Origin of the sequence: Ornithinibacillus scapharcae TW25 (genome assembly GCF_000190475.1) — a bacterium.
Lineage (GTDB): Bacteria > Bacillota > Bacilli > Bacillales > Amphibacillaceae > Ornithinibacillus > Ornithinibacillus scapharcae.
In genome coordinates this window covers 39,719-58,274 of the sequence record NZ_AEWH01000018.1, presented here as the reverse complement: position 1 = coordinate 58,274, position 18,556 = coordinate 39,719, and the positions used below count along the sequence as shown (strand labels likewise).

Below are 18,556 nucleotides of genomic sequence, written 5' to 3'. Positions count from 1 at the left end.
TGACTGCCTCTTTCATCTTCTTCTCGTGCGTCCTTACCTCTCAAGAACGTGAAGACCGCATCCTTCATCACCTTCTCATACATCCTTTCCTCTCAAGAACGTGAAGACCGCCTCCATCATCTTCTTCTCGTGCGTCCTTACCTCTCAAGAACGTGAAGACCGCCTCCTTCATCATCTTCTCGTGCAACTTTCCTCTCAAGAACGTGAAGACCGCCTCCTTTATCAACTTCTCATGCGGCTTTTCACTAATATACGCTCCCCCCCACACAACCAACCCCAAAACAAAAAAAAGAGCGACATAGTCGCTCCCTCCTCCCCAACTCAGCCAACCTCGTACATTGCGGTTGGTACTGCGGGGTCTGTATCATGTAGATCTACTTGAATGCCGCGCTCGGTTAGTATGTTTCCTACTGACATGCGGGCGAGATCTTTCATGTTGTTGTCTTTACTTAAGTGTGCGAGATAGATCCGCTTCGTGTTGTTATCGATTATATCGGTTAGTGCTAATCCGCAGTCTTCGTTGGACACGTGACCTGAGTCGCCTAGGATACGGCGTTTGACGCTCCATGGATAACGGCCCATGCGTAGCATGCCGACATCGTGGTTCGCTTCAAAGATGTAGGCATCTGCACCTTCGACTGTTTTTTTTATTCGTTCTGATACGTAACCAAGGTCGGTTACGAGTGCTACCTTTTTCCCTGCATGACGGAAGACGTAAAACATTGGTTCTGCAGCATCGTGCGATACACCGAATGATTCTACATCCAAATCGCCAAAGGTTTTTACTTCTTCCATGTTAAATATGAACTTTTGATCAAGCGATAGCTTACCGATTGATCCCTCCATGGCTTTCCATGTTTTTTCATTTGCATAGATTGGTAGATTATATTTACGAGCTAGTATTCCTAGCCCTTTGATATGGTCGCTATGTTCATGTGTTACTAGTATACCGGAAAGGTCTGCTGGCGAAACATGGACATCATTGAATAGCTTGTCCATTTGTTTTCCGCTTAAGCCTGCATCTACTAGAAGCTTCTCTTTATCAGATTCTATATAGAACGCATTCCCCGAACTTCCGGATGCTAGGACACTAAAACGCAATGTCATGTTGATTCACTCCGATTAGTATTAAGCTTGCTAGTTAATATCTCTAGCATGTCTTCTTTAAAATCTTCTCTTCCCTTAATGGATCTAGTATTTTCTATACTTAGTTCAATAACATTATCGATGAAATCCTCACTCACCGAGATGATTATCGTTTCAATCGCATTTACTAAATGTTCACGTTTGCCATTAACGGATATTTTCCAAGCCGGAACCAGTACTTGAAGTCCGCTATCTAATGGGAATCGTGAATGATAGACTATTTCAGCTTCATCTACTTCATCATATGGTAATACAATATTTGCTTCATAAAGACGATGAATCGCTGTTATCGGAAGGATAAGCGGTCTCTTCTCTTCTTCTTGTACTTTCTCTGGTTCGCCTAAGAACGATTGGATATATCCGATAATTTCATTTTCATCATTCAAAAATACCAGTAGTATCCCATTCTGATTATAATAGACAGGACGGTTGTTCTTTAATTGGGAAAACACTAGAATATTTCGTTGTTCATCCCAGTAATGAAATCTAAAATCCTTTCCTAAGTATACCGTATTGGATACCAGTTGTGCTATACCATCATTAGTAGCATTTTCTGGAATGGGAATTTCCTCTTTTATTTTTGAAATAATAAAGCTATCATTGACCACTTCGACATCTTGATTAGCCATCGATTTGATTGAGGTAATTTCCTTCTTATCGAAAGTTTTTTGCCTGATGCTAATATTTGCTTCATCCGGTAATTTTTCTGGTAAATCATCTGGAATCGATATATTTTCGGATTTCAGTGATTGTTCATGGTCTTGCTTCTCTTCTTCACGTTGTACTAGACCAAGATCTTCTGTTCCCTGATTTTGAAGGACTAGAAAAAGAAGATATATATCTAGGAGTAAGAAACAGAGGATAAATAATGTTTTTATTTGACCCCATTGCATCCTCAGTTCACTCCCTTTCTCAACAATTCATCATTAAGATACAGTTGTTCCCAATTATCATTGATTTTGATAAACCAAGCAGGATTTAATTCTATCGTATACTGTGACGTATTTTGATAGCTTAAACGGTAGCCAACCTGTATATCCTGTATTTCACTTAGTCTATAGGCATTATTATTATTCAAATGATAGAGCACATCCTTGCCAGAGGGCAGCTCCACCGTCCCAATAATACTTGGAGCATTTTCACGATATAACGGTTGTCTATGCTCAATTAGTTCATGATCTAACCACACCTGTTCAATCGTTGAGAGACCTCCATAATGATGAATCGGATAGCCTCTATGTGACATCTGGAAGCGAATTTTATTCTCAGCTAAATCAAGACTTTCCAAGTAATAATCTTGGGTCCAGCCTTTATAGCTATTTATATTGGTAATACTTGCATCTAATAATTCAAAAGCAGACATGGGATTCTTAACTGGCTCTTGTAAATTATTATATTCCATATTTATTTTGTCTTTATAAACCTGCATGGTACGCTGACCGTCCACAAACCATATTTCACCATCTTCAGAGACATTCGTTTTAACTTGGGATGTATCCTTGAATAGTGTATTTTTTAAAATTTCTGGTTCTAATGCTACAGCAGTATATTTAAAAATTTGCATATCTACCGATTCAATCGGAAGATAGATTGGTTTTAATGTATTCTCTACAAGGGAATACTCTTCCAACCCTTCTAACGTCGTCATGTAGTTTTTTAAGATTTCATATTTTTGTGCATTATTCACATCTGCTTTGATAATCTTTCTATGATCGGTAGATAGAAAATTAAACGTTAAGGAATGGTCATTTCTAAAGGTGATATATAATCTCTCAAAATCGAGATTTTCTGGAATAAATACACTCTCTTCATTATTAACCGTAAAAAGGCTTGGAATAATCTCCATTGGAAGCTCAACAGGAAAGATTATCTCTATTTGTTCCCCCTCGTTAGGTGGACCATTTGCTTCAGACTCTCGAAAGTTATATAGGACCCACGACTTCATCTCTTCATATAGACTATATCTCTGGGAGGGGGATGAAAAACCAAAGTAATTATCATATTTATCAAAGATAATGAGATTAGGCTTAATGAGGGACCTCATCGATTCAATCTCCCCATCATAGGTAATCACATCTTCTCCTAATAAGGCATCATCTTCCTGTAGTGTAGTTCGATCACTAGAATGATAACTCCAAAGGCTATAGGAAAGTATTAGACTAATTCCTACTAATATCGCTAGTGTATATGTTTTAATTACTTCAAAGTTCATTAGAAATTCCTCCGCTTCTTACCCATCAGCGGGAGAGTGAATAAAACAGTTGTTCCTTTACCTTCTTTACTTTTCGCCCATATCTTTCCATGATGTGCTTCGACAATTTCCTTTGAGATTGCTAATCCTAGGCCTGTTCCACCTAGTTTTCTTGTACGTGCCTTATCCACACGGTAAAAACGTTCAAATATTTTTTCAAGCTTGTCATAAGCTATTCCCATACCTTCATCCGTTATCGATACTAGTAGCTGATGACGTTGTTTCACAACTCTACAAGTAACTTTGCCACCTTCTGGGGAGTATTTAATCGCATTCGAAATAATATTATCTGTCACCTGTATCAACTTATCCTTATCGACCCAAACAAATAGTTTTTCATTTGGTAAATCACGAATAAATTCAATATGCTCTGGAGAATTCATTTCAAATCGATCAATAACATGATGGAATAATCCAATAAATTCGGTACGTTCTCGTTGTAGCTGATGCTCCCTATTATCCATTTTAGATAGCTGTAACAAATCATTGACCATTCGTATCATTCGTTCTGTTTCATTGTGTGTAACCGTTAGAAACTTCGGTGCAATCTGTTCGTTTTTCCATTCACCATCCAGTAATGCTTCATTATAGCTCTTGATTGTCGTTAATGGTGTTCTTAATTCATGGGAGACATTGGATACAAATTCTCGTCTCTCTTGCTCTAGCTTTTCTTGCTCGGTAACATCGCTAATTACCGTTATAAATCCAGTAACGTCATCATCATCATCTGTAACGGTAGAAAAATTTGCTCGAAGAAGGAAGATTTCATTTTCGTCACTAAAATCAATAATGATAGAACCACTTTCTGGTAGGTCTGTTAACTCGGTTACTTTCTCATCTAATTTCAGGACATCAATTATCTGTTCTCCATAGCTATCCTCGGGACTAACACCAAGTAGAATTCCGGCAGCTTCATTCATTAATGTCACAGCACCCGTTTCGTCTGTGGCAATAACGCCATCTGACATATTCTCCAAAACAGAATTTAATTTCCGAGTTTCCTCTTCGGTTTTGGCATAGGAGTGTTTCAATTGATCATTCAGGTCGTTAAACGCAATTGCCAACTGACCTATTTCATCGGTACCATAGACATTTACTTTTTGAGAAAAATCACCTTTCCCCATAATTTGGGCCTGTCTGCGCATCTCCATAATAGGCTTTGCAATCGCTCGTGCTACCAAAATTCCTAGCAATGCTGAAATGAGTGTTGCTAAAATAGAACCATTGATAAAGATTTCATTAATTTCTTCTAATTGGTTATAGATACTCTGTGCTGGTGCTTCCACATATATAAGCCCAACCATGACTTCCTCATCATCGAATAAAGGGGTTGCCTTGGAGTAGACAATATTCCCTTTTCGATCTTTTGCCTCACTTTCACGTTCCCGCTGTACTATCAATGCCAGTTGAATGATTTCTCTTGTAGACTTTTTACCAACATTCTCCTGTTCATTGTAGTTATTCGTTGCAAGTATTCGCCCCTGACCATCTACAACGAGTACATTCCACGTACTATCCGTGTCTAGATCATGAACAATGCCTTGGATATCCTGTGTAAGTGTGGTCTCCTCTTCACCGGTTCTCTCCTGATTGAAAGCATTCTCTAAATAGTGGCTTAATACATCTACTCTTTTTTCTACGTCACCTTTAAAATTGGTTAATAATTCCGCCTTTAAAGAGGTGGTAAAATAAGATCCGATGACTTGTATTGCAACCAACAGTAATAAAATATAGATAATAATAACTTTAAATTGTATCGAGCGAAAAAAGCCGACTTTATGCATATAACCTACTCCTGATCAGGATTACGTAAATAGTAACCAACACCACGGCGTGTTACAATCCATGTTGGATTACTTGGATTCTCCTCTATTTTTTCACGCAGTCTTCTAACGGTAACGTCTACTGTACGGACATCGCCGAAGTAATCGTATCCCCATACGGTTTCCAGTAAATGTTCTCTTGTCATAACTTGCCCAATATGACGAGCTAAATAATGCAGCAACTCAAACTCACGATGTGTTAACTCGATTTCCTTCCCATCTCTTGAGACGGTATAGGCGTCCGGATGAATCGTAAGTGATCCAATCGTAATATCTTTATTTTCTTTCGTAGTATCATCTGGTACATGCTGCTGTCTTCTCAAATTCGCCTTAACACGAGCAATCAACTCTCGGTTGCTAAATGGTTTTGTAACATAGTCATCTGCACCTAGCTCAAGGCCTAACACCTTATCAATTTCAGAGTCCTTTGCAGTCAACATAATAATTGGCATTGTCTTTGTCTTGCGAATTTCACGACATACTTCATTTCCGTCTTTATTCGGAAGCATGATGTCTAATAAAATCAAATCTGGGTTTTCCAATTCAGCTAGTTTGATGGCTTCATCGCCATCATTGGCAACAACAACTTCATACCCTTCTTTTTCCAAGTTGAATTTTAATATATCTGCAATTGGTTGTTCATCATCTACAACTAAAATCTTCTGTGCCATTCTTCCACTTCCTTTTTGGTTTTTAAATTATATATATTCGTAAGGAACGTTATATTTTGCTAGTATTTTCTTTATTTTAACTTACTTTATTTGAAAAGTCTTGTAGGGGTACCACTTCTGTATAGCGTTATCTTTATTATATCAACTCCTGTTTTCATAATGTATGAAAAAAGCTGGCTCATACTGTATGTCATGAGTCAGCTTTTTCCTATCGTACTAGTACAAATATTCTAATGGATTTTGTAATGCACCATTCTTATATACTTCAAAGTGTAAGTGAACACCCGTTGAGTTTCCAGTTGAACCCATAATACCGATTGTTTGACCTTGTTGAACCGTTTGGCCAACACTTACATTGATAGATGAAAGATGGGCATAAATAGTTTTCATTCCGTTATTGTGGTTGATTTCAATCTTATTTCCAAAGCTGCCTTGATACCCAGCGAATACCACCGTACCATTATCTGCTGCAAGAATAGAACGATTGGCTGGACCAGCGATATCTATTCCCTTATGATATGCTCCCCAGCGGTAACCAACATGACTAGAGATATATCCACCAACTGCTGGCCAAACTAAATCACCTGTACCGCGAGATGGAATGACTTTTGTACCTTTAATAATTACTTTATTAACTGGTTCGGATACAACATCTTCATCTAATACATCGCGTTTTACTACTTTTCCATTCCGAATCTCGATACCATACTGTACAACCTTTTCACCATTGGAACCTTCTTGTTGTACCTTTTGATCTCCTTTTGGCATTTCATCGGATTCCTTAATTTCTGTTTCAAATACGATTTTTTCTTTTTTCTTTTCTTCCTTTTTCACAATTACATCCACAAAAGGTTTTAATTCCGTTACATTTATTTCTTGACCAATTTGGAGTAATGTATCTTCCTTAATGGAAGGGTTTAACTCTAGCAAAGTTTCTAAAGATAAATCGTACTTAGAAGCAATGGAGCCTAATACTTCGCCTTCGCTTACCGTATGTTTCTCTTCTTCAAGGGTACCTTTTTCTAATAGCTTTAAACCCTCTGCTACAGTTAAAACTTCTTTCGGATTAACTTTTTCGGTAGAAAATGAAACATCTTCTGATAAGGTAACGTCTAATATAATAGATTCACCTACTGCAATATCTGCTGGTTCGCTAGGAGCATCAGCAATCTCAAGACCGTCTGACACCACATCGGTAGGTTTTGCAGATTCTAATAACGCTAATGTTTCTTCATCTACATATTTTAGTTTGTAGTCTTCAATAACCTTTTGTGCATCCTGACTGGTTTCAAAGTATCCTACTACTTCATCTCCAATCATTAGTTCTACAGCTTGAGCCTTTACGGAAATATTTTTTTCTAAATATTTTGCGATAGAATCATTATCATATGTAGGATTAAATACTAACTCAGAAACAAGTTCGACATTATCTCCAACTGCTAGTTCCATATCCTCATAAATTCCTTCGGCTTTCTCAAGCTTACTCTGCATAATCTTTGTTACGGTTTGCTCGTCACTGACTTGTCCGATATGTTTTCCGTTAACATAAACATGGTGTACCGTTTGTAAGCCATTTGTTTCTTCTGCAAAGGCAATTCCCGTTGCTAATACAGATACAAGTCCAGTACTAATAATTGCCTTTTTCAGCAGATTCTTCTTAGACTGCTTTCGCTTTTCTGAGAGCACATTCTCTCCCCCTATTACTGTGGAAATGATATATATATATAAATAAAACTATATTTTTATATTTTATAGATTAAAAGACCTATTACGATCCTCTATTAATCTATCATAATTTACTAGGGGAAGGAACACTATCCGAGGTTTTGTAAACAAAATGTATAATAATCGCCATTTTTTTACGAAAATACACTAATTTCATATAAAATGTTGTTGAAATAGGGTATATTTTTCCATATTTATACATTAACATTACAAAATTGTAACAACAGGAGGAACCGTTTTCAAAAAATGTATTAAAAAATAAAAAGAGAGCTATTTAGCTCTCCATGAATCCGCTAATTACTATACACATTACGTACTACATTAGTTTGACTACGGTCTGGTCCTACTGAAAAGATGGATAATGGAATCTGAGTAAGCTGGGAGATTCTTTCGACATAATGCAATGCATTTATTGGTAGTTCATGTAGACTTTTTACATTTGTAATGTCTTCTTTCCAACCAGGCATTTCCTCATAAACTGGCTCACATTCAGCAAGTTCTTTTAAGCTAGCTGGAAACTCCTCTATGATTTTTCCATTGAGTTTATAGGCAACACATATTTTTAATGTATCGATGCCTGTTAATACATCTAAACAGTTTAGGGATAGATCTGTAATACCACTTACCCTTTTCGCATGACGCACAACGACACTATCAAACCATCCGACACGACGGGCTCTGCCAGTTGTTGTACCATACTCCCTGCCAACTTCTCGAATCGTTTGACCAATTTCATCATGTAGCTCGGTTGGGAATGGACCATCACCCACTCTTGTCGTGTATGCTTTTGATACGCCAACAACATGTTTAATTTTGGTTGGACCAACACCTGACCCTATTGTTACTCCACCTGCAATTGGGTTAGAGGATGTGACATATGGGTATGTCCCTTGGTCAATGTCCAACATGACACCTTGGGCACCTTCAAACAGGACACGTCTCCCTTCGTCTAATGCATGGTTTAACACAACAGATGTGTCACAGATATACCTTGCCATTTGTTGTCCATAGGCATAATATTCTTCTAGAATGTCTTCTACACGTAATGGCTCAACTTCATATACTTTCTCAAACAAACGGTTTTTTTCCTTTATATTTTGTTCTAGCTTTTCCCGGAACGTTTCTTTATCCAATAAATCTGCCACTCGAATTCCAATTCTTGCAGCTTTATCCATATAGGCAGGACCGATCCCTTTTTTCGTCGTACCGATTTTATTCGCGCCTTTCTCTTCTTCCTGTAAGATATCCAACTTTATATGATAAGGGAGTATGATATGTGCTCGGTTACTAATCCGTAGATTATCTGTTGTAATATTACGTTCATGCAGATAAGCAACCTCTTCTAAAAATGCTCTCGGATTGATTACCATACCATTTCCTAGTACACAAATCTTCTCATTAAAAAAGATACCAGAGGGAATTAAATGTAGCTTATATGTCACACCATCGAACTTTATCGTATGGCCTGCATTATTTCCACCTTGATATCGCGCAACAACTTCTGCATTTTGTGATAGAAAGTCTGTTATTTTTCCTTTACCTTCGTCACCCCATTGGGTTCCTACAACAACTACTGAGGACATAGCACACTCCACCTTCATATCAAATTTGTATTTCAATGTTATCCGTTGAATATTTTAGCAATAACTATGTTATTAGTCAACAGAATACGAACATTATATATAATTTTATCGTTATTGTTCGTATTTCAGGACGGTACCCCTTCATGCCTCATAACAACAATCAAAACCACCAGTGTGAACTGGTGTGGTTTGCTCTGCGGCTGTACGCCTCTATTACCGGCCTAGGCCTGAACGGCCCACCGAATGGTTCCCCCTTTTGCACCACATTCATTCACTGATTCTAAGAGAATCTCTTACTTCTTTATATTTTTGCTCCTATAAACGGATTATATTCTTCGAATATAGTTAATTAATCAGACATGTAGTCTTCTTTAAGCTGATTTCTAATGTATTCTTGTATTTGCTTTCTATTTCTGCCCACTGTATCAACATAGAACCCTCGACACCAAAATTTTCGATTGCCATATTTATATTTTAGGTTGGCATGTCTATCGAATATCATTAAACTACCTTTCCCTTTTAAATATCCCATAAATTGACGTGATCACGCCTTTACGTTCACATAAATCTCGTATGATTTGACCTATGCTTTTTTTGTACTTTCCGTATATTATTTGCCCTCTGTACTTTGGTGCAAACACTATATGATACTTACAATTCCACGTTGTGTGTGCTAAACTATTCTTGTCCTTCATAGGACTCGCCTCCTTCTTTGGTGAGATTTAGTGGTCGGGAAACCAACTTTATCTTACCATGAAGTGAGGCGTTTTTTGTCCCACGCTGAAAGCTTTCTGGAACCCCTCGCATAGCAAGGGGTTTTCAAAACATCAAAAAAAACAGCCTCCTGAAAAGGCTGTTATGCATGAACTGGTTCTGGTGGAACATCACTAGGTTGATAGCGATGATCCAAATCTACGAACTTATTATATTCTTTTACAAAAGCAAGCTCAACTGTTCCTACTGGACCGTTACGCTGCTTCGCTAAGATGATTTCAATGATGTTTTGTTTTTCCGATTCTTTATCATAATAGTCATCACGATATAAGAACCCAACAATATCAGCATCCTGCTCAATACTTCCTGATTCACGTAGGTCAGACATCATTGGACGTTTATCTTGACGTTGTTCTACACCACGAGAAAGCTGTGATAAAGCGATTAGTGGTACGTTTAATTCACGGGCTAATCCTTTTAGGGAACGAGAAATCTCTGAAACTTCTTGCTGACGGTTTTCACCTGGTTTCCCACTACCTTGAATTAACTGTAGATAATCAATCATAATCATCCCTAAGCCATGTTCCTGTTTTAGGCGTCGGCATTTCGAACGAATCTCACTAACCCGAATACCAGGTGTGTCATCAATAAAGATTCCCGCATTAGAGAGACTTCCCATCGCCATGGTAAGCTTCGTCCAATCTTCGGGCTCTAAGTTACCATTACGTAGTCGATTGGCGTCAATATTTCCTTCTGCACAAAGGATACGTTGTACAAGCTGGTCTGCACCCATCTCTAGACTAAATATAGCTACATTTTCACCCGCATTTACAGCAACATTTTGCGAAATGTTCAGGGCAAAAGCCGTTTTCCCCACAGAAGGACGAGCTGCGATAATTATGAGATCATTACGTTGAAAACCAGATGTCATTTTATCTAAATCACGGTAACCAGTAGGAATACCGGTAACATCCGCATTACTTCGATGCAGCATTTCAATTTTGTCATATACATCAATAAGAACATCTTTAATTTGTTTAAAGCTACCAGAGTTTTTACGTCCGGAAACTTCTAAAATACTTTTTTCCGCTTCATTTAAAACATCCTCAACCTCGTCTTCACGTGTAAAGGTTGTTGTTACAATATCTGTTGCCGTACGAATTAATCGGCGTAGTACTGATTTTTCTTCTACAATCTTAGCATAGTATTCAATATTCGCAGCAGTCGGCACACTCTCTGCCAACTGTGCTAAATACGATACTCCGCCCGCTTCTTCCAATTGCTTTGTATTCGATAGATCGGTCGTTACCGTTACTAAGTCAATCGGTTCTCCTCTATCGGAAAGCTTGAGCATCGTCTCAAAGATTCGTTGGTGACTAGCTCGATAAAAATCACCTGGCAAAAGTAGCTCAGATGCTGTTGAAAATGCCTCTGGTTCAAGAAAGATCGCTCCGATAACGGCCTGCTCAGCTTCAATATTATGCGGTGGAGTTCTGTCATTCCATTCACTCATGTTTGTTTCCTCCTTTAGCAAAGGCTTTTAATATCTTACTGTTCAACAACATGCACTTTAACCGTCCCTGTCACTTCAGGATGAAGTTTAATCGGAACATTTGTATATCCAAGTGCTCGAATCGGTTGTTCTAGCTCAATTTTACGTTTATCTATTTTTATATTGTGGTCTTTGTTTAAGCTATCAGCAATCTGTTTACTTGTGATGGATCCGAATAATCTACCACCCTCACCAGATTTAGCTTTGATAACTACTTCAAAACTCTCAATCTTCGTTTTTAATTGCACAGCATTTTCTTTTTCTTGTTCTTCTAGTTGTTTATCTTTTCGTTTCTGTGCTTCTAAAGCTTTCATATTACCTGGGGTTGCTTCTTCTGCTAGGTTGTTTTTTAGTAAATAGTTTCTAGCATAGCCATCTGAAACATTTTTTACTTCGCCTTTTTTCCCTTTACCTTTAACATCTTGTAAAAATATTACTCTCATTCTGTATCTCTCCCCTCATAATACTCATCTAATATATCCTTCAATAGCATTTCTGCATCATCAATCGTTGTATCCTCAATTTGTGTCGCAGCATTTGTTAAATGCCCGCCACCATCCATTTTTTCCATAATAATTTGTACGTTTATCTCACCTAACGAACGAGCACTGATTCCGATTCTACCATCACTGCGTTCTGCTATTACAAATGATGCAGAAATACCTGTCATGGTTAATAGCGTATCTGCCGTTTGAGCAATCAGAACCGGACCAAATATATCACCTGGATCTGCTTTTGTAATGGCAATAGAATTTCGGTAAATTTTAGTTCGCTCAATTAGTTTACTCCGTTTAACGTATAAATCCAAGTCCTCTTTTAAAAATTGTTGTACAAGTACTGTATCTGCACCTTTTGCTCGTAGATATGATGCCGCATCAAATGTTCTTGAACCCGTCCGTAATGTAAAGCTCTTCGTATCGACAATGATACCAGCAAGTAGGGCCGTTGCTTCCAGCATTTTGAGCTTTTCCCCTTTTGGCTGGTACTCTAAAAGCTCTGTTACTAATTCTGCTGTCGATGAAGCATATGGTTCCATATAAACTAATGTAGGGTTTTCGATAAATTCTTCAGCACGTCGATGGTGGTCGATAACGACTTTATAATCGGTTTTTGCTAAAAGACGCTTGCTTACTACCATGGAAGGCTTATGCGTATCTACCACGACTATCAAGCTACGACTAGTAATTAAGTCCTCAGCCATATCAGGGTCAATAAAGTGCTGCCAAATTGCAGGCTCCGCCTTGATAGCATTTACTAATCGTTGAACTCCTGTACTAACATCCTCTGGATCAAACACAATATAACCATCAACACCATTAGTTTGCGCGATATTTAGAATACCGATTGCTGAACCAATCGAATCCATATCTGGAGCTTGGTGTCCCATAATAATTACCCGATCACTAGCTCGCACTAAATCCTTTAGAGCATGCGAGATTACTCTCGCTCTAACACGAGTACGTTTTTCCATTGGGTTTGTTTTACCACCATAGAAACGGACTTTACCAGAATCATCTTTGATCGCTACCTGGTCACCACCACGTCCAAGGGCAAGGTCTAGACTGGATTGCGCTAATTGTCCTAATTCAGGTAATGTTGCATTTCCTACACCTACACCAATACTTAACGTGATTGGGATATCTAACTCTGAGTTTAATTCATGCATTTCGTCTAATATGTCAAATTTCGTTTTCTCTAAATGGTCTAATATCTCCTTCGTACCAACTGCTAAGAATCGGTCTTGTGAGGTACGTTTTAAATATAGCCCATTATCATGTGACCACTTATTTAGGAAGGACGTTACTTCAGAGTTTAATTGACTCTTAATGGTGTCCTCCATGTTTTGTGTGATTTCATCATAGTTATCAAGAAAGATAATAAATAATACCGTTTGATCATTTTTATAAAGTGTTTCTAGCTCCGCCTGTTCTGTACGGTCAAATAAGTAAATGAGACGTTCTTCTTTTCGTATCGTTGCTTGAAACTCATATGCATCCAGCTCAATACGAATTTCATCATGATTTTCTTTGATCATTGGAATGAGATCCTCTGAAATGGCATTCAAGGATTCACCAACAATAGAATCGTCTTCTCCGAATTGATTCATATAAGGATTTGCCCATTCCACATTATAATCTTCACTATACAGGATAATTCCGATAGGCATTTCCAATAATGCTTCTTCGCCAACCTTTTTCACACGATACGATAAGGTGGATATATATTGCTCGGTTTCATCATTAATTCTTCTTTCAATCTGAATGGTATAGTAAAATGACAATACTAATAATACGGTCATAATGATTCCTAGTATCCATTCAAAATACCAAATAAGTCCAAGTAAAATAACAGATACAGCATATATCAGCCATAAATGATTACTTAACTTTGGACGTTTTTTCATCTCTGACATTTAAGATTCAGCTCCTACTAATGGACGCTTTTCGTTTACGATTAACATTTATTTTACCATCCGATCTCGCATACCAAACCCTAAGTCAATTATACCTAAGATTCTAACCAATGGAAGTAGTAATGGTGCAAAAACAATCGTTATAATAGTAACAATTATTGGCATTGCAATGGTTATATTTTTATGATGTGCAAAGAAGAAAATAAAGGAAATTCCTTGTAACGCCAATAATAATCCAGTTAGAATGATGACATTTTGTAATGCGATAAATACTGTACTATTTGGGTCTGTTTGAAAGAGTGATAGGACCATAGCAAGTAAGTAAATCCAAATAACGGATATCGGGAAACGAAAATTACGAAACTTAGGGAATTGTAGTCGCTTCCTGTCTATTCGATTTAACAGCTTATAGCTTAGCCACTGATTTAACAGGGCTAAAGCAAGTGAAAAAATAGCAATTCCTACTGGTATCAACTGTTTGGATACATTCAGTTGTTGTTCTATTAGCATAAGGTCTTTCTCGGATACTTGTCCCATCCCAAAGTCTGCTACTAGTTCCTTACTCGTTTCTATCGCTTCGTCCATTTCCTGATTAAATTCATCGATGATATTAACATCTAACAAAACCATATTAAAGACAATCAACAATAGGATACCTATAGCATAACCAACTGTACCTCTTGCTAGTGTCTCATATGGAGATCGTTCTTGATAAATAGCAGAGCCAATTACTATTCCACCAATACCTGCTAGCACCGTTAACGGTATCGAAATAAACGTAGCAAATAGAATGGATAATAATATCGCGACGGTAAACATCAATAAGGATGGTTTCCAGTCATGCTTCGCTGCAAATATAACAAATGGTACAGCTAAGAAAATCAGCGTTAGTACGGATATCACTGGAGCGAATATCGTTACCAATAACATCACGATAAACACTGCCGTCATTAGCGCTCCATCTATTAGTTGTTTTGATTTATTCATATAGTACGCACCTCTATTTCAAGTGAAAGCTTATTTTAATATGATAACATGATTAAATGGGTATATGTTATTAGAATGAGTTCTAAGAGTGATGTTAGAAAGACTGGCTATGTGTTAGATTTCCTTTGGCAGGTGAGATAGGGTTATACATCCTTCTATCTGCCAAATAAAATGAGGAGCATACTACTTGGAAGCTTGGGAAGATAATTATTACGAATGAATTCAAAGCTTTATTCGACAACTTCTATTATAATATAAAGGAAGTAATAATTAAAGGATTGAAACATACATGGTTCTTTGGAAAACATTTTTACATAGTCTCAGACTCCCTAGCAAACAGGCCGTTTTCAAACTAAATAGAGTACCAATGGATATAACCGTTTTTATATGTTTATAATGCTCTTTTTATTTCCATTCCTTCCTTAATTCAACAATTAGTGAAGTCATCTGGATTAGGGTCGGATATGAACATCGTGTTTAAACTAATCTACTTCTTTATCTTTAACTATTTACCACTAACCATCATGATATTTTTACTTATTACGGCTTTTGCTTATCTATTTACTTGGATTGCTAAAGCAATGCAACGGAAGCTAAAGCTGCAAATATTATGGAAGATGTTCGCATATGCAACGACAATACCATTTCTACTGTATACCGTTATTGCTCTATTCTTCCCTATTAGCGATGTTTTTTTACTCATTGCGATTGTTTATACTTCGATAATAGTCTTTCTAGTAATGAAGGTTTATCCTAGAAGGAAAATATGAAGCGTGTTTAACTAAAGTAGTGAGCCTCTAAACCTGTAGTAATTTCCGCGTTTAGAGGCTATTTATTTATGAGTTGAATGATCTACTCTATCGGATATAAATATAAAATGGCGATTTAATGCAAAAAAGTAGTACAAACCATAAAATTATGATCTGTACTACTTTTTTTAATTACTCAGCCACATATGGTAATAAAGCCATTTGACGAGCGCGCTTAATTGCGATTGTTAATTTACGTTGATATTTTGCAGAAGTTCCAGTTACACGACGAGGAAGAATTTTTCCACGTTCAGAAATGAAACGCTTAAGAAGATCAACGTCTTTATAGTCGATGTGTGTAATACCGTTAGCTGTGAAGAAACACACTTTACGGCGCTTACCACCGCGTCCACGACGAGCTGCTGCCATTTAAAACCCTCCCCTACAAATTATTTTTTATATAACAATTTCGTATCATTTAAAATGGTAAATCATCATCTGAAATATCAATTGGTTCACCATTGTCTTTGAATGGATCATCCTCGAATTGATTTCGATTCTGATTTTGGTTCTGATTTTGTTGGAATCCTGGTGAATAGGAGTCTTGTCCACCACGGCCTGAGCCCTGAGAAGAACCTTTTGACTCTAGGAATTGTACACTATCAGCAACAACTTCTGTTATATAAACCATTTTTCCATCCTGACCTTCGAAGGAACGAGTTTGAATTCGTCCATCGACACCAATTAGGCTACCTTTTTTCATGTAGTTCGCTAACGTTTCTGCAGGTCTTCTCCAAATTACACAGTTGATGAAATCTGCTTCTCTATTTCCTTGTTGGTTGGAAAAAGGGCGATTCACAGCAACAGTGAAATTGGCTACTGCGACTCCGTTTGGTGTATAACGTAAATCAGGATCCTTCGTTAACCTGCCGACAAGAACGACACGATTTAACATCAGAACCACTCCTTATTATTGGTCTTCTCGAACTGCAATGTGACGAATAATGTCTTCAGAGAACTTAGCTAAACGATCAAATTCATTAACTGATTTTTCATCGCCAGAGAAGTTAATTAAAACATAGTATCCATCACGGTAATCGTTAATTTCATATGCTAGGCGTTTTTTGCCTACTTCTTTAACATTTTCAATCTCCGCCCCGTTATCTGTTAAGATACCGTTGAAACGCTCGATTAAAGCTTTTTGCGCTTCCTCTTCCATGTCTGGGCGGATGATGTACATGATTTCATATTTTCTCATCCGTTACACCTCCTTTTGGTCTTAGCGGCCCTTATCTATTGAAGTAAACTTCGCAACAAGAGCAAGGAGTAATTAAAATTCATTACTCACAATAGTGTATTATAACAAACATTATATGAAATAACAAGTCTTCGAGAGATCCTATTTACGTAATAACCTATTAAACATTAAAGCGGAAGTGAATAACATCGCCATCTTTAACAATGTATTCTTTTCCTTCTAGTCTTACCTTCCCTTTTTCACGAGCATGTACCATGGAACCGGCCTCTAATAAATCATCATAAGAAACAGTTTCAGCACGAATAAATCCTCTTTCAAAATCACTATGAATGATACCAGCTGCTTGTGGTGCTTTAATCCCTTTACGGAATGTCCAGGCACGTACTTCTTGTTCACCAGCAGTAAAGTATGTTGCCAGTCCTAAAAGGCTGTAAGAGGCCTTAATTAGCTTATCTAGACCAGATTCTGAAATACCTAGCTCTTCTAAGAACATTTCTTTTTCATCCTGATCTAATTCAGAAATTTCTTCCTCAATTCGAGCACAAATAACGATTACTTCTGCCCCTTCTTTTGCAGCATAATCTCTAACCTTTTGTACATTCGGATTAGCATCTGGGTCTGCTACTTCATCTTCACCAACATTAGCTACATATAACATCGGTTTACTTGTTAGTAGATGCAGACCTTTAACTAACTTTTGTTGTTCGTCCGTGAATTCCAGGGCACGTGCAGGTTTTTCTTCTTCTAAGCCTGTTTTGATTTTTGAAAGCACTTCATATTCAACAAGTGCATCCTTATCCTTTTGTTTGGCTAACTTTTCTACACGTTGGATTCGTTTATTAACGGTTTCTAAGTCTGCTAGAATTAGTTCTAAATTAATGATTTCAATATCATCAATAGGGTCTACCTTACCAGAAACATGCGTGATATTTTCATCCACAAAACAACGAACCACTTGGCAAATTGCATCCACTTGGCGGATGTGGGATAAAAATTGGTTCCCTAATCCTTCCCCTTTACTAGCACCCTTTACGATACCGGCAATATCCGTAAATTCAAATGTTGTTGGTACTGTTTTCTTCGGTTTTACTAATTCTGTTAATTTATCTAGACGCTCATCAGGAACTTCTACCATCCCAACATTGGGATCAATTGTAGCAAACGGATAGTTTGCAGCCTCTGCACCTGCTTGAGTTATTGCATTAAATAATGTAGATTTCCCTACATTTGGAAGTCCGACGATTCCTGCTGTTAAAGCCATTTCAATTCCACTCCTTAAGGATTCCATTCATATAGAACGCGTTCACTAATTCAATTATAGATTTTGACTTCAAAAAAGACAAGCAAGCAAAAAGCGAAAATAGACCCCATAACGGGGCCTATTTTCGCCTATTTACCCTATTATTTTTAAATTCTCTATCTATCTATATACTAATTTTACCATTTTTTAATAATTTAGTTCAAGAGAAATCAATTCAATTTTCTGCTTTTTCTAATATCTTTTTTAGTTTCTTTGTAAAATCCTTGCGTGCAATCATTACGCTATGGTCACAACCCATGCATTTTATTCGTATATCCATTCCCATACGTATAATCTTCCAACGGTTTTCCCCGCATGGGTGGGGCTTTTTCATTTGTACAATATCATGTAATTGAAATTCCTTATCCACCATTTTGTACTTCC

At 37.4% G+C, this 18,556-nt stretch carries 17 protein-coding genes and 1 pseudogene; 1 reads left to right on the top strand and 17 read right to left on the bottom strand.

All coding sequences use genetic code 11. From position 1 onward, the window contains the following. Positions 1-321: 321 nt before the first annotated feature. The 12 genes and pseudogenes from G5W_RS0104795 to G5W_RS0104735 all read right to left on the bottom strand — a co-directional run bounded on the left by G5W_RS0104795 (position 322) and on the right by G5W_RS0104735 (position 14,865). A complete protein-coding gene (locus G5W_RS0104795) occupies positions 322-1,107 on the bottom strand; it encodes an MBL fold metallo-hydrolase (RefSeq protein ID WP_010094671.1) in 786 nt (261 codons plus the stop codon). Continuing rightward, the gene (locus G5W_RS0104790) at positions 1,104-2,039 is read right to left on the bottom strand and encodes a two-component system regulatory protein YycI (RefSeq protein ID WP_010094669.1); all 936 of its coding nucleotides are present in this window, start codon (positions 2,037-2,039) and stop codon (positions 1,104-1,106) included. The genes G5W_RS0104795 and G5W_RS0104790 overlap by 4 nt, the downstream gene beginning before the upstream one ends. Before the next feature lie 2 nt (positions 2,040-2,041). Then, positions 2,042-3,358 (bottom strand): YycH family regulatory protein, encoded by a 1,317-nt coding sequence (locus G5W_RS0104785; protein ID WP_010094668.1) that lies wholly within the window; start codon positions 3,356-3,358, stop codon positions 2,042-2,044. Continuing rightward, a complete protein-coding gene (gene walK / locus G5W_RS0104780) occupies positions 3,358-5,181 on the bottom strand; it encodes a cell wall metabolism sensor histidine kinase WalK (protein ID WP_010094667.1) in 1,824 nt (607 codons plus the stop codon). Before walK ends, G5W_RS0104785 begins: the two co-directional genes overlap by 1 nt. 5 nt (positions 5,182-5,186) lie before the next feature. Beyond that, positions 5,187-5,891 (bottom strand): response regulator YycF, encoded by a 705-nt coding sequence (gene yycF / locus G5W_RS0104775; protein WP_010094666.1) that lies wholly within the window; start codon positions 5,889-5,891, stop codon positions 5,187-5,189. 216 nt (positions 5,892-6,107) lie between these two features. Beyond that, complete coding sequence (locus G5W_RS0104770; RefSeq protein ID WP_010094665.1) at positions 6,108-7,577, bottom strand: M23 family metallopeptidase; 1,470 nt, start codon at positions 7,575-7,577, stop codon at positions 6,108-6,110. Between the two features lie 332 nt (positions 7,578-7,909). Next, on the bottom strand, positions 7,910-9,199 hold the full coding sequence (locus G5W_RS0104765) for an adenylosuccinate synthase (RefSeq protein ID WP_010094664.1): 1,290 nt from the start codon (positions 9,197-9,199) through the stop codon (positions 7,910-7,912). Between the two features lie 349 nt (positions 9,200-9,548). After that, positions 9,549-9,894, bottom strand: a pseudogene (locus G5W_RS21980) (transposase). A gap of 161 nt (positions 9,895-10,055) precedes the next feature. Beyond that, positions 10,056-11,426, bottom strand: a complete 1,371-nt coding sequence (gene dnaB / locus G5W_RS0104750; RefSeq protein WP_010094663.1) for a replicative DNA helicase — start codon at positions 11,424-11,426, stop codon at positions 10,056-10,058. A 35-nt stretch (positions 11,427-11,461) separates the two neighbouring features. Beyond that, complete coding sequence (rplI, locus tag G5W_RS0104745; RefSeq protein ID WP_010094661.1) at positions 11,462-11,908, bottom strand: 50S ribosomal protein L9; 447 nt, start codon at positions 11,906-11,908, stop codon at positions 11,462-11,464. Next, positions 11,905-13,878 carry a DHH family phosphoesterase gene (locus tag G5W_RS0104740; protein WP_010094659.1) on the bottom strand — a complete coding sequence of 658 codons (1,974 nt, stop codon included), beginning with the start codon at positions 13,876-13,878 and terminating at the stop codon, positions 11,905-11,907. The genes rplI and G5W_RS0104740 overlap by 4 nt, the downstream gene beginning before the upstream one ends. Before the next feature lie 48 nt (positions 13,879-13,926). Continuing rightward, entirely contained in the window at positions 13,927-14,865 is a 939-nt protein-coding gene (locus G5W_RS0104735) for a YybS family protein (protein ID WP_010094657.1), read from the bottom strand. A gap of 464 nt (positions 14,866-15,329) precedes the next feature. Between G5W_RS0104735 and G5W_RS24180 the strand changes: the two genes are divergently transcribed. After that, on the top strand, positions 15,330-15,635 hold the full coding sequence (locus G5W_RS24180) for a DUF1189 family protein (RefSeq protein ID WP_010094656.1): 306 nt from the start codon (positions 15,330-15,332) through the stop codon (positions 15,633-15,635). A gap of 171 nt (positions 15,636-15,806) precedes the next feature. Here G5W_RS24180 and rpsR read toward each other — a convergent pair whose 3' ends face one another. From rpsR to G5W_RS0104705, 5 genes are all read right to left on the bottom strand, one after another. Beyond that, entirely contained in the window at positions 15,807-16,043 is a 237-nt protein-coding gene (rpsR, locus tag G5W_RS0104725) for a 30S ribosomal protein S18 (RefSeq protein ID WP_010094655.1), read from the bottom strand. Positions 16,044-16,092: 49 nt separating this feature from the next. Next, entirely contained in the window at positions 16,093-16,569 is a 477-nt protein-coding gene (ssb, locus tag G5W_RS0104720) for a single-stranded DNA-binding protein (RefSeq protein WP_010094654.1), read from the bottom strand. Between the two features lie 15 nt (positions 16,570-16,584). Next, positions 16,585-16,872 (bottom strand): 30S ribosomal protein S6, encoded by a 288-nt coding sequence (rpsF, locus tag G5W_RS0104715; protein WP_010094652.1) that lies wholly within the window; start codon positions 16,870-16,872, stop codon positions 16,585-16,587. 160 nt (positions 16,873-17,032) lie between these two features. Then, positions 17,033-18,133 carry a redox-regulated ATPase YchF gene (ychF, locus tag G5W_RS0104710; protein WP_010094651.1) on the bottom strand — a complete coding sequence of 367 codons (1,101 nt, stop codon included), beginning with the start codon at positions 18,131-18,133 and terminating at the stop codon, positions 17,033-17,035. A 214-nt stretch (positions 18,134-18,347) separates the two neighbouring features. Next, complete coding sequence (locus tag G5W_RS0104705) at positions 18,348-18,545, bottom strand: DUF951 domain-containing protein (RefSeq protein WP_010094650.1); 198 nt, start codon at positions 18,543-18,545, stop codon at positions 18,348-18,350. Positions 18,546-18,556: the final 11 nt, after the last annotated feature.